Raw genomic sequence first — 11858 nt, forward strand, 5'->3', positions numbered from 1 at the left:
ACGGACACCATGCAGACTGCTGACATTCGCGGGCGCTGGCTCGACTTTTTCGCCGATCGTGGACACACCGTTGTGCCGTCCGCGTCACTGGTGAGCGACGATCCCACCCTTCTTTTCACCGTGGCCGGCATGGTGCCGTTCGTGCCATACCTCACCGGGCTCGTTCCGGCACCATACCCGCGCGCCACGAGCGTGCAGAAGTGCATCCGCACCAACGATATTGAAGAGGTCGGCAAAACACCTCGGCACGGCACCTTCTTTCAGATGAACGGCAACTTCAGCTTCGGCGACTACTTCAAGGAAGAAGCCATCGGCTTCGCCTGGGAGCTGCTCACGACCCCGGAGAACCAGGGCGGCTTTGGTTTTCGCGAAAGCGACCTGTGGGTCACCATCTACCTCGATGACGACGAGGCCTACCGTTACTGGCGGGCGATCGGCGTGCCGGACAACCGCATCCAGCGCCTCGGCATGGAATCCAATTATTGGTCCACCGGCCAACCCGGACCGGCTGGCCCCTGCTCGGAGATCTTCTTCGATCGAGGCCCAGCGTACGGAGCCGACGGCGGTCCGGCCACCGACGATGACCGTTATGTCGAGATCTGGAACCTCGTTTTCATGCAGTACCTGCGTGGCGAGAGCACCGGCAAAAGCGACTTTCAGATTCTTGGCGACCTGCCGAAAAAGAACATCGACACCGGCATGGGCCTTGAACGCGTCGCCTTTCTCAAGCAGGGTGTCGAGAACATGTACGAAATCGATCAGGTGCGCCCGGTACTCGATCGCGCCGCAGCACTCTCTGGCCGCCGCTACGGCGCCGACCACGACGATGATGTGCGCATGCGCATCGTCGCCGACCACGTGCGCTCCTCCCTCATGCTAATGAGCGACGGTGTCATGCCGTCCAACGAAGGTCGCGGCTACATCCTCCGTCGCCTCCTGCGTCGCAGCGTGCGCGCCATGCGCCTGCTCGGCGTCGACACCGTAAGCTTGCCCGAACTGCTGCCCGCCTCGCGTGACGCCATGAGTGCCGCTTACCCCGAGGTAAAGAGCGATTTCGGGCGTATCAGCCAGGCCGCCTTTGCCGAAGAAGAAACCTTTTTGCGCACCCTCGCAAGCGGCAGCGCCGTGCTCGATCTGGCCGTCGCGAAGACCAAAAAGGCCAACAAGACCGAACTGGCCGGCCCGACTGCGTTCTTGCTGCACGACACCTACGGGTTCCCGATCGAGATCACCCTCGAGATTGCCGAAGAAGCTGGCCTCAGCGTGAATCGTGATGCCTTCGACATGCTGATGACGAAGCAGCGCACCCTGGCTAAGGCCGACGCCAAGTCCAAGAAGACGACACTCGCCGACCTCGGCGTCTACAGCGCGTTCCGTGCCCTCGGTGAGACCGTCTTCACCGGGTATGACGACCTGCAGAATGAGTCCAGTGTGCTCGGCCTCATCGTCGACGGCGAGTCCGTCACGAGCGCGGTTGCCGGTCAAACAGCCGAGGTTATTCTTGCCGAGACCGCGCTCTGGGCCGAATCCGGCGGGCAAGAAGCGGATGCCGGCCTCATCGTCGGGGCCGGCTACGAGCTCAAGGTGCTCGACGTGCAGAAGCCGGTCAGGGGTCTCATCAGCCACAAAGTGCTGGTGCTTTCCGGTGAGGTCGGCGTGGGCGAGCGCGCCACGAGCGTTGTCGACGAGAGCTGGCGCCGCGGTGCCCGCCAGGCGCACTCCGGAACGCACGTGCTGCACGCCGCCCTGCGGCAGGTTCTCGGCCCCAACGCCCACCAGTCCGGCTCTTATAACAAGGCTGGGTTCTTTCGACTCGACTTTTCCTGGAACCAGGCACTATCGCCGGCGACCCGCGCTGAGATCGAAGAGATCTCCAACAACGCCATTCGCGACAACCTGCCGGTCACCACGCGGGAACTGCCTATCGCCGAAGCGAAGGCGCTCGGCGCCATGGCGCTGTTCGGCGAGAAGTACGGCGATGTCGTGCGCGTTGTTGACATTGGCGGCCCCTGGTCGCGTGAACTCTGCGCCGGAACCCACGTATCCAGCAGCGCTGAGATTGGCATGATCAACCTCATCAGTGAAGCCTCGGTCGGATCGACCAACCGTCGCGTCGAGTCTCTGGTCGGCCTTGAGGCCTTCCGTGATCTCGCCGCCGAACGAACCCTCGTCTCGCAGCTCACGTCAAGCCTTAAAACGCCGCGCGAACAGCTGCCGGAACGCATCAGCGACCTTGTAACGAGCCTCAAGGCGGCTGAGAAGAAGATTGCTGCCTTCGAAGCCCTCGCCCTGACCGACCGGGTTCCCGCCCTGCTGACAACGGCCCGCCGGGTCGGCGCCGTAACCGTTGTCGCCGAAGACCTCGGCGTGCTCGGTTCCCCTGACGATGTGCGTGTGCTCGCTCTCGCGACCAGGGAGCGCCTCGGCACCGACGCGGTCGTCGTGGCGCTCTCCGCCATTGCCGCGGGCAAGCCCGTTGTGATCGTCGCCACCAACACGGCCGCTCGAGACGCCGGCCACAAGGCCGGAAACCTCGCCAAGACCGTTGCCGGAATTCTCGGCGGTGGCGGTGGCGGTAAGGATGACCTCGCGCAGGGAGGCGGCCCCAACGGCGACGCCATCCCGGCCGCGCTGCAGGCCGTCGTCGCGGCGATCAGTCGCTAACGATGCGTTCAGGGGTGCGTGTCGGCGTCGACGTCGGCAAGGTGCGCATTGGCGTGTCCCGCAGCGACAACCACGGCATGCTCGCGACACCGGTCGAAACCGTTACCCGCGACCTGGCCGGACTGACCGACCTCGTCCGTATCCGAGCTGTGGTGGTCGAGCTCGAAGCGGTCGAGGTCATCGTCGGCCTGCCCCTCGCTTTGTCGGGAAAGGTGACCGCGTCGACTGACGACGCCATCAATTTCGCTGCGCGGCTCACGCAAATTCTGGACGTGCCGGTGCGTCTGGTCGACGAACGACTCTCGACCGTGTCGGCGCAGTCGGCGTTGCGGGCGTCCGGTCGGTCTGCGAAAACTCAGCGGCCAGTCATTGACCAGGTGGCTGCGACTATTATTCTGCAACACGCGCTCGACAGCGAGCGTGCCTCGGGGCGGCCGCCAGGGTCGCCCGTCGAACCGACAGAGAGGCCGTAACCGTGCCGACTTCTACCCCGGAAGAGCCCCTGCCGAGCCGTCGGCAATTGCGCGCGCAACAGGCCGCAGCAGAGGCCGCGGCGGAACAAGCAGCCGCGGAAGAGAGCCAGGCCGCACCGCATCCTGCCACCGTCGCGACAGACGGAGCGCTCGTGCCTCCATGGGCGAGCGAGTCAGGCGTGCCCACGACTGTTGGCACCGACTTTCGGACGGCGCACGAGAGCGGCGACTCCGGCCGCGGGCGAGCAGACCTACGCTCGCTCCTGGCCGACGAACCTCCGCGAGAAAAGCGCAGCCATAAGGGTGCCTGGGGCTGCCTCATCGTCATGGTCGTGCTGGCTGCGCTCGTGGCCGGGGGCTACTTCTTTCTCAAAGGTCCCATCTCGCAAATCATCGCGGCCACACAGGGGCCCGCCGATTTCACGACTGAAGAAGCAGCCTCCGGTGAGGACATCGTCGTCATGATTCACGGTGGTGACGGTGGCTCGGACATCGCCAGCACCCTCGTAGATCAGGGCGTCGTGAAGAGCTTCGATGCGTTTTACACGCTTCTGTTACAGGCTACTCCGGAGCCGATATTCCAACCCGGTGCCTACCAGCTGAAGACTAAAATGGTCGCGAGCACAGCCCTGGATGCGCTGCTCGCTGACGGTACGCGACTGAGCCAGGCCGTCGTCGTTCCGGAGGGAACCGCTGCGGTCGCCGTGCTGCAGTCGATATCCGAGGGCACTGACATTCCTCTCGCCGACTTGCAGGCCGCTGCGGCCAACGTAGGCTCGTTTGGTTTGCCGCCCGAAGCTACCACGCTCGAGGGTTTTCTCTTTCCTGCCACGTACACGTTCTCGCCGGGGGACACCGCACAGGTCGTTCTGCAGGCAATGGTGGACCGGCAGTATGAGGCCCTCGACTCTGCCGGAGTCGCCGTTGCCGATCGCTGGTCGACGATCGTTCTTGCCTCGCTGATTCAGCGCGAGGCCGGGGTGAGCGACGACTTCTACAAGGTGTCGAGGGTTTTCCTAAACCGGCTGGATCCGGCGCAATGGGAGAGCGGCCTGTTGCAGTCCGACGCGACCGTCGCCTACGGCACCGGCAAGACCCATCTCGTGACCACGACCAACGCCGAACGCGGCGATGCCGGCAATCCCTACAACACCTACGTGCATCCGGGAATGCTCGTCGGTCCCATCTCGAACCCGGGCGACGTCGCTATCGACGCCGCCCTGCACCCGGCCGACGGGTCTTGGCTGTTCTTCGTGACAGTCAACCTCGATACCCGAGAGACGGTCTTCTCTACGACAGTGGTCGAGCACGATGCGGCGGTCTTGGTCTGGCAGAACTGGATGAGGGAGCATCCCGAATATGGATAGCCTGAATTCGAATCGGCTCGCGGTGCTTGGTTCGCCGATCAAGCATTCCCGTTCGCCGCTGCTGCACCGGGCCGCCTACGGGCGGCTGGGCCTCGATTGGTCGTACGATGCCGTAGAGGTCAAATCGGGCTCCCTGGCCATGTTTCTGAGCAAGCTTGAGCCGGAATGGCGAGGTTTGTCACTCACGATGCCGCTCAAGCAGGAGGTTCTGCCGTTCATCGACGACTGCGACCGGGTTGCCCAGTTGACCGGTTCGGTCAACACAGTGCTGCTGCGCCGGGTCAAGGGGCGCGGCACACTGAGCGGCTTCAATACGGATGTTGCGGGTCTGGTTCGCGCCCTCGCCGAAAGTGGAGTCGCCCGGGCGACGCACGTGACCCTGCTCGGAGCGGGCGCGACGGCGGCATCCGCTCTCATGGCGGCAGCAGAACTGGGCGCCGAATTTGTCACGGTGCTCATGCGGGACGCACCCAAAGCGCAGCCACTGGTCGAGCTTGGCCGCACGCTGGGCGTAGTCGTTGACCTGCAGGATTTCAGCAGGGTGAGCCGGGTCGACAGCGACGTCGTGATCAGCACCCTGCCGGGAGGAACTGTGCTGCCTGCGCCGCTGCCGCTCGAACTGCGCGAACGTGCCGTCTTGTTCGACGTCGCGTACTCACCATGGCCGAGTGGGGTCGCCACCTCGTGGCAGGCGGCAGGGGGCACAGTGGTAAACGGCCTCGGAATGCTGCTGCATCAGGCGCTCATCCAGGTGCGGGTCTTCGTCACCGGTGACCCGTTTGAACCGTTGCCAGACGAGCCGTCCGTGCTCGCGGCCATGCGCGGTGCGCTGACCCGCGACACTGGCTCCCGCGATGCTGTGGAAAGATAGGAACCATGCTTCGTTGGCTTACTGCCGGAGAATCTCACGGCCCCGAACTCATCGCTATCGTCGAGGGTTTGCCCGCTGGAATTCCGGTCACCCTTGATTCGATCCGTCTCGATCTGGCGCGCCGAAAGCTCGGCTACGGCCGTGGTGCGCGCATGAAATTTGAAGAGGATGAGCTCACCCTCTCCGGGGGAGTGCGGCACGGGCTCACCCTGGGCGGCCCGGTCGCGCTGCGCATTGGTAACTCGGAGTGGCCCAAGTGGGTCGACGTGATGAGTGCAGCACCGGTGGACCCAGCTACGATCACCCGCGGCCGTGGGGCGCCGCTGACCCGGCCGCGACCCGGTCACGCCGACCTGGCCGGCATGCAGAAATACGGCTTCGACGAAGCCCGCCCGGTACTGGAGCGTGCCAGCGCTCGGGAAACCGCCGCACGGGTGGCGCTTGGCGCCATTGCCAGGTCCTTTCTAAACGAGCTGGGGATTCATCTGGTCAGCCACACGATCGCCATTGGACCGGTGCGCGTGCCAGAGGGCGCGCCGTTGCCGCAGCCCGGCGACGTCGACGCCCTTGACGCCGACTTGCTGCGCTGTTTCGACGCCGCGACATCCGCTTTGATGGTTGCTGAAGTGGATGCCGCGCACGATGAAGGTGACACCCTCGGCGGCGTCGTCGAAGTGCTCGCCTACAACCTTCCCCCAGGCCTCGGGTCATTCGTGCACTGGGACCGCCGTCTCGATTCGCAGCTCGCCGCTGCCCTCATGGGTATCCAGGCGATCAAGGGCGTCGAGGTCGGTGACGGCTTCGAGACCACCCGCCGTCGCGGGTCCGCTGCGCACGACGAACTCGTGCAAGCGGATGGCGTGATTCAGCGCGTCAGCGACAAGGCCGGCGGCACAGAGGGGGGTATGAGCACCGGCACGGTGCTGCGCGTTCGCGCCGGCATGAAACCGATCGCCACGATTCCCCGGGCACTGCGCACGGTCGACGTGGCCACGAGCGAGCCGGCAGCGGCGCACCACCAGCGCTCCGACGTCTGTGCGGTCCCGGCTGCCGGCGTCGTCGCCGAGGCCATGGTGGCGCTCGTGCTCGCGAATTCGGTGCTCGAGAAGTTCGGCGGCGACTCGATCGGAGAAACCCGTCGCAACCTTCAGTCGTATCTGGCCAACATTCCCGCCAACCTGCGCACGGGTGCGTCAAGCGACGCGACACTGTGACGAGTTTTCGGCCAGAGCGATGCTGAGTCTGCGCAACTCGCTGCTGCCGATCGTCTTCATCGGGCCTATGGCCGCCGGTAAAACCAAGATCGGTCGTCGAGTGGCGCGCGGCTTGAACGTACCCTTCATCGATACCGATAAACGCATCGTTGAACGCTACGGTCCGATTGGCGAGATCTTCGCTCGTGAGGGCGAAGAATATTTTCGCATCATCGAGCGCGAAGCCGTCGATTGGGCTCTCGGCGAGCCAGCCATCGTGTCGCTCGGCGGGGGAGCGGTGCTGAATGCCGACACCCAGTCCGATCTCGAAGACGCGACGGTTGTCTACCTCAGTGTCGCGACCGCGGCAGTGCAGGCGCGTCTGGGCGGCAGCAAAAGGCCGCTACTGGCGGGGGGCATCACCGACTGGGAACGCATTTACAACATTCGTCGCCCCATCTATGAGGGCCTCGCGACGATTTGCCTGGACACCTCCAACCGACCTATCAGCGGCATAGCCGACGAAATCGTGAACTGGGTACAAGAAAGAAATGATGAGTGAGATTTTCAGAATGACCGAGATGACCGAGCAGCCCGCAACCACCGTAATCACTGTGAACGGGATTGATAGCTATCCGGTGCAAGTGGGGCGTGGCCTGGTCACTACCGTCGCCGAGCAGCTGGGCAGCGGCGTCAACAAAGTACTCATCGTGCACACCTCTACTGTCGGCGCCCGCGCCGTTGCACTGCGGGACAACCTGCTCGAAACTTATTCTGAAGTGTTGCTCGCTGAGATTCCCGACGCCGAGGCCGCCAAGCGCGTCGAGGTCGCAGCGTTCTGCTGGGGCGTGATGGGTCAATCCGATTTCAGCCGCACCGACGCCGTGATCGGACTTGGCGGCGGCGCAGTCACCGACCTCGCTGGCTTCGTCGCTGCCACCTGGCTGCGCGGTGTGAAGCTCGTTCAGATTCCCACGAGTGTGCTGGGCATGGTCGACGCCGCCGTCGGCGGCAAGAACGGGATCAACACCGCCGAGGGCAAGAATCTCGTCGGCACCTTCTACGCGCCCGCCGCGGTGCTCTGCGACCTGGACCTGCTCAATGAGCTGCCGAAGAATGAAATCCTGGCCGGGTTCGCTGAAATCGTGAAGGCCGGCTTCATCCAGGTTCCCGAAATTCTCGACATCATCGAAGCGGATGTCGACCGCGCCACCGACCCGACCACCCCCGAATTTCGCCGGCTGATCGAACTGTCCATCGCGATGAAAGCCCGCATCGTGGGGGAAGACTTCAAGGAAGTCGGCCTCCGGGAGATCCTCAACTACGGCCACACCCTTGGCCACGCCGTTGAGCACGCCGAACGGTACGGCTGGCGTCATGGCGCGGCCGTTGCCGTCGGCATGATGTTCGCGGCCGAGCTCGCTGCCCTGAGTGGCCGGCTCCCGATGGAGGTCGTCGATCGGCACCGCAGCATTCTCGAATCGCTGACCCTGCCCACCGGCTATCCGGTTGGCCGTTGGCCTACCCTGCTCGCCACGATGCAGCGCGATAAGAAGACACGCAGCGGCATGCTGCGCTTCGTCGTGCTCGACGATGTGGGCAAGCCCACCATCCTCGAAGGCCCGGATGCCTCCCTGTTGTTCAGCGCATACCAAGCCATCGGCCAGTAGCCCTCAGGCTGGAACAGCCTTCGAGGAGGTGGCTACGGCATCCTCTTGTACCGTCTCGGTTTCGGCCGAGCCGGCAAACGGGGTCATCGTGGTCATGAGCTCGGAGCGGATGAGAAAGCGCACACCGCGAGGGGCTTCGGCGCTGAAGCCGCTGCCGCGACCGGGTACGACGTCGACGGTGAGAAAGGTGTGGCTCCAGTAGTTGAACTGTTCAGCCGACATCCAGAAGTCGAGGGGCTGGCTGGGCTCATTGGCCGGAGCGATATTGAACTGGCCGAGGCGAACGTCCTGATCAGAAGTGATGAACTCGCCCGCCATGAACAGCATCGGTGAACTGCCATCGCAGCATCCGCCGGACTGGTGGAACATGAGGGGGCCGTGCTCCTCCCACAGGCTCCGGAGCAGATCGACCGCGACCGGGGTGAGTTCGACGCGGGGAACGGTCTCGCCGGCGATCGTGACCGATGCGGTGATGGTGGGTGTCGACATTGACTAACCTCCAATAAAGGGGCGTTGATAAAAAGGGGCTGCCTACGACGTTACGTCGTTGGCAGCCCCCGGACCAGCCCTACAGCCGACTTCCACTGGATGGAACTACGCCGAGGGCCAGATTGATCGGTTTAGAAGAAGCCGAGCTTGTTCTCGGAATAGGAAACCAACAGATTCTTGGTCTGCTGGTAGTGACCGAGTGCGAGCTTGTTGTTCTCGCGGCCGATGCCGGAGCTCTTGTAACCGCCGAATGCCGCCCCAGCCGGGTAGGCATGGTAATTGTTCACCCAGACCCGGCCGGCCTGGATATCGCGACCCGCCCGGTAGGCGACGTTGCCGTTGCGCGACCAGACACCCGCCCCGAGGCCATAGATGGTGTCGTTGGCGATGGAGATGGCATCGTCGTAATCGGTGAAACTCGTCACGGCCAGGACCGGTCCGAAGATCTCTTCCTGAAACAGGCGCATCTTGTTGTGGCCTTCGAAAATGGTTGGCTGCACGTAGTAGCCGTCGGTGAGGTCACCGCCAAGATCGGCACGTTCGCCGCCGAGCGCCAGCTTTGCGCCCTCCTTGGTGCCGATGTCGATGTATGACAGGATCTTCTCGAGCTGGTCGTTGCTGGCCTGTGCGCCCATCTGGGTGTCAGTGTCGAGCGGGTTGCCCTGGATGATCTTCCTGGCCCGGGTGACCGCATCGCCGAGGAAGCTGTCGTAGATCGGCTTCTGCAGGAGCGCCCGGCTCGGAGCCGTGCAGACCTCACCCTGGTTGAAGGCGAACAGCACGAAGCCTTCCTGGGCCTTGTCGTAGAAGGCGTCCTTCTCTTCTGCAACGTCGCTGAAGAAGATGTTCGGGCTCTTGCCGCCGAGCTCGACGGTCGACGGGATGATATTGGCCGAGGCGTACTGCAGAATCAGGCGTCCGGTTGTGGTCTCCCCGGTGAAGGCGATCTTGCGGATGCGGTTGCTTGAAGCGAGCGGCTTGCCGGCCTCGAGGCCGAAACCGTTGACCACGTTTACCACTCCAGGGGGGAGAATGTCGCCGATGAGCTCCATCAGTACGAGAATCGAGACCGGGGTCTGCTCGGCCGGCTTGAGAACGATCGCGTTGCCGGCGGCGAGTGCGGGGGCAAGCTTCCAGACGGCCATCAAAATGGGGAAGTTCCACGGAATGATCTGGCCGACGACGCCGAGCGGCTCGTGGAACTGGTACGAGACCGTGTCGCCGTCGAGCTGAGCGTGGTCGCCGTCCTGGGCTCGGATCGCCGACGCGAAGTAGCGAAAGTGGTCGGCGGCGAGGGGAATGTCAGCGTTGATGGTTTCGCGCACCGCCTTGCCGTTGTCCCAGGTTTCGGCGACGGCGAGCATCTCGACATTAGCGTCGATGAGGTCGGCGATCTTGTTCAGCACGGATGCGCGCTCGGCGGGGCTGGTCTTACCCCAGGCGGGAGCGGCCTTGTGGGCGGCGTCGAGCGCCAGATCGATGTCTTCGGCGGTGCCGCGAGCAACTTCGGCGAACGGCTTGCCGGTGACGGGGGTGATGTCTTCGAAGTACTGGCCCTTGACGGGGGCGACCCATTCCCCGCCGATCCAGTTCTCGTACCGGGACTTGAAGGTAACTTTGGAGCCGGGCGTTCCTGGGACTGAATAAACGGTCATGTCACTCCTATTTCGACGACGGTGTCGGGCACGCAAACCTGCGGCCTGATCCGACTCTAGGAGCGGGAACGTTGCGAAATGTTGCGATGGCCACCGATTTCGACTTCGATGCGGGCCAGATGCGCCACGACCGTTGCACGTTTGGGCGATCGGGCCGGAAGCAGCTCGAGGCAGGCCCGCCAGACTTCGGTATCCCAGGTGGCTTCTTCGGTACGCGCGTAGGTGAGCAGCAGGTCGACCGACGCATCCGCGAGCATCGCCTCGCGCAGTCGGCTGCTCACTTCTGAACGAATTTCAATGATCCCGGGAGCTGACGATCCCGGGAGTACAGCGCCGCGGTAGGCGCCGAGAGCCACCCGGTGGGCGCCGCGTTCCAGAAAAGCCAGCACTTGTTGGGCGTCGAGTTCGAGCCGCGATTCCAGCCGATACGGGCGGGAGGTGATCGTGATCGGAGGGTCGAGGAGGGCGAGGACCTTGCGAACCCGAACCATTTCGGCGCGCAGCGTTTCCACCGCTGGGTTCAGATCAAAAAGATAGCTGGCCAGACGATCGGCGGAAAGTCCTTCGCGATGCCAGGCCAGAAGCGTGAGAATCTCGGTGTGGCGGGGCGAGACATCCACGGTGCTGCCGCCGCAATATAACTGGCCGTGATCGGTACCGAGCACACTTAAACCGGCCGGCGCGAGGCGCGGCACGCTCGTTGGAGGCGATATAGGCGATCGGTGGGCGGGCGGCGAAGACTTCGGCTGGCCGAGGCGCTGGATGCGCAACTCGGCCTCCATTGCGGCGACAGCTGCTTCAACGAGGGGGAGTGTTTGCGGTGCGGCTGCCTGGTCGCCGCCGGTGATGTCAATCACGCCGAGGATTTTGCCGGTGTCTGGGTCGTGGATGGGTACGGCCGTGCAGCTCCACGGGTGCGCGAGGGCGTTGAAGTGTTCGGCCCGCCGAATCTGAATGCCGCGGTCCAGAGCTAGGGCGGTACCGGGGGCGCTGGTTCCGACCCGCTTTTCCGACCAGTCGGCCCCCTCGACGAACAGCATTTCCTCGACCTGGCGGCGCAGCACCCGGTCGCCGTCGATCCAGAGCAACCGGCCGGATTCGTCGCCGATGGCAACGAGTAACTCAGCATCGAGGGCGTGGCGAATCAGCAGGTTGTGTACGACGGGCAACACAGCGGCAAGCGGGTGCTGGTTGCGCAGGTTGCGCAGTTCGGTATCGGTCAGTGTCCGCTCGGGTGCAACGCTCCCGGGGTCGAGGCTGAGCGAGAGGGACCGCTGCCAGGAATCCTGCACGAGCTGGCGCACACCGGACTGAAAGATGCGGTCTCTGACGGCGGATTCGTGGGCTCGTTCGAGGGTGAGCAGATTTTCACGCGCTGGGCCGGTCGGAACTGACGACGTACTCTTCAAGCCGTGTCCCATCAGCGTCTGCCTCCGTTAGCAGTGGTCGGCCGCGGCTGTCGCGGCCGCCGTCGGA

General features: G+C 64.1%; 9 protein-coding genes and 1 pseudogene. 7 read left to right on the plus strand and 3 right to left on the minus strand.

Translation table 11 applies throughout. The annotated features are described in order from the left end of the window. The first annotated feature begins 9 nt into the window (after nucleotides 1–9). The 7 genes from alaS to aroB are packed head-to-tail and all read left to right on the plus strand — an operon-like array spanning nucleotide 10 to nucleotide 8238. Nucleotides 10–2664 carry an alanine--tRNA ligase gene (alaS, locus tag E3T51_RS07165; protein WP_134529113.1) on the plus strand — a complete coding sequence of 885 codons (2655 nt, stop codon included), beginning with the start codon at nucleotides 10–12 and terminating at the stop codon, nucleotides 2662–2664. A gap of 2 nt (nucleotides 2665–2666) precedes the next feature. Further along, nucleotides 2667–3137, plus strand: a complete 471-nt coding sequence (gene ruvX / locus E3T51_RS07170) for a Holliday junction resolvase RuvX (protein ID WP_134529115.1) — start codon at nucleotides 2667–2669, stop codon at nucleotides 3135–3137. Between the two features lie 2 nt (nucleotides 3138–3139). After that, a complete protein-coding gene (gene mltG / locus E3T51_RS07175) occupies nucleotides 3140–4504 on the plus strand; it encodes an endolytic transglycosylase MltG (RefSeq protein WP_241989211.1) in 1365 nt (454 codons plus the stop codon). Further along, nucleotides 4497–5375, plus strand: a complete 879-nt coding sequence (locus tag E3T51_RS07180; RefSeq protein ID WP_134529116.1) for a shikimate dehydrogenase — start codon at nucleotides 4497–4499, stop codon at nucleotides 5373–5375. The genes mltG and E3T51_RS07180 overlap by 8 nt, the downstream gene beginning before the upstream one ends. A gap of 5 nt (nucleotides 5376–5380) precedes the next feature. Further along, nucleotides 5381–6589, plus strand: coding sequence for a chorismate synthase (aroC, locus tag E3T51_RS07185; RefSeq protein ID WP_134529118.1), 1209 nt, complete (start codon nucleotides 5381–5383; stop codon nucleotides 6587–6589). Between the two features lie 19 nt (nucleotides 6590–6608). After that, nucleotides 6609–7130 carry a shikimate kinase gene (locus tag E3T51_RS07190; RefSeq protein ID WP_241989212.1) on the plus strand — a complete coding sequence of 174 codons (522 nt, stop codon included), beginning with the start codon at nucleotides 6609–6611 and terminating at the stop codon, nucleotides 7128–7130. Between the two features lie 19 nt (nucleotides 7131–7149). Then, a complete protein-coding gene (gene aroB, locus E3T51_RS07195; RefSeq protein WP_134529426.1) occupies nucleotides 7150–8238 on the plus strand; it encodes a 3-dehydroquinate synthase in 1089 nt (362 codons plus the stop codon). 93 nt (nucleotides 8239–8331) lie between these two features. On the opposite strand, the pseudogene E3T51_RS07200 reads toward aroB, so the two are convergent. The 3 genes and pseudogenes from E3T51_RS07200 to E3T51_RS07210 form a co-directional block, all read right to left on the minus strand. Continuing rightward, nucleotides 8332–8727, minus strand: a pseudogene (locus tag E3T51_RS07200) (DUF779 domain-containing protein); the annotation flags it as partial. A gap of 131 nt (nucleotides 8728–8858) precedes the next feature. Continuing rightward, nucleotides 8859–10382 carry an acetaldehyde dehydrogenase ExaC gene (exaC, locus tag E3T51_RS07205; RefSeq protein WP_104192792.1) on the minus strand — a complete coding sequence of 508 codons (1524 nt, stop codon included), beginning with the start codon at nucleotides 10380–10382 and terminating at the stop codon, nucleotides 8859–8861. 56 nt (nucleotides 10383–10438) lie between these two features. Continuing rightward, nucleotides 10439–11803, minus strand: a complete 1365-nt coding sequence (locus E3T51_RS07210; protein WP_134529122.1) for a helix-turn-helix domain-containing protein — start codon at nucleotides 11801–11803, stop codon at nucleotides 10439–10441. Nucleotides 11804–11858: the final 55 nt, after the last annotated feature.

This window comes from Cryobacterium serini (assembly GCF_004404025.1).
Lineage (GTDB): Bacteria > Actinomycetota > Actinomycetes > Actinomycetales > Microbacteriaceae > Cryobacterium > Cryobacterium serini.

What these genes read in the sequence shown, in the direction of transcription:
- E3T51_RS07190 (WP_241989212.1), top strand. Translation starts at nt 6,609, where the DNA reads ATGCTGAGTCTGCGCAACTCGCTGCTGCCGATCGTCTTCATCGGGCCT.
- aroC (WP_134529118.1), top strand. Translation starts at nt 5,381, where the DNA reads ATGCTTCGTTGGCTTACTGCCGGAGAATCTCACGGCCCCGAACTCATC.
- aroB (WP_134529426.1), top strand. Translation starts at nt 7,150, where the DNA reads ATGACCGAGCAGCCCGCAACCACCGTAATCACTGTGAACGGGATTGAT.
- ruvX (WP_134529115.1), top strand. Translation starts at nt 2,667, where the DNA reads ATGCGTTCAGGGGTGCGTGTCGGCGTCGACGTCGGCAAGGTGCGCATT.
- E3T51_RS07210 (WP_134529122.1), bottom strand. Translation starts at nt 11,803, where the DNA reads ATGGGACACGGCTTGAAGAGTACGTCGTCAGTTCCGACCGGCCCAGCG.
- exaC (WP_104192792.1), bottom strand. Translation starts at nt 10,382, where the DNA reads ATGACCGTTTATTCAGTCCCAGGAACGCCCGGCTCCAAAGTTACCTTC.
- E3T51_RS07180 (WP_134529116.1), top strand. Translation starts at nt 4,497, where the DNA reads ATGGATAGCCTGAATTCGAATCGGCTCGCGGTGCTTGGTTCGCCGATC.
- alaS (WP_134529113.1), top strand. Translation starts at nt 10, where the DNA reads ATGCAGACTGCTGACATTCGCGGGCGCTGGCTCGACTTTTTCGCCGAT.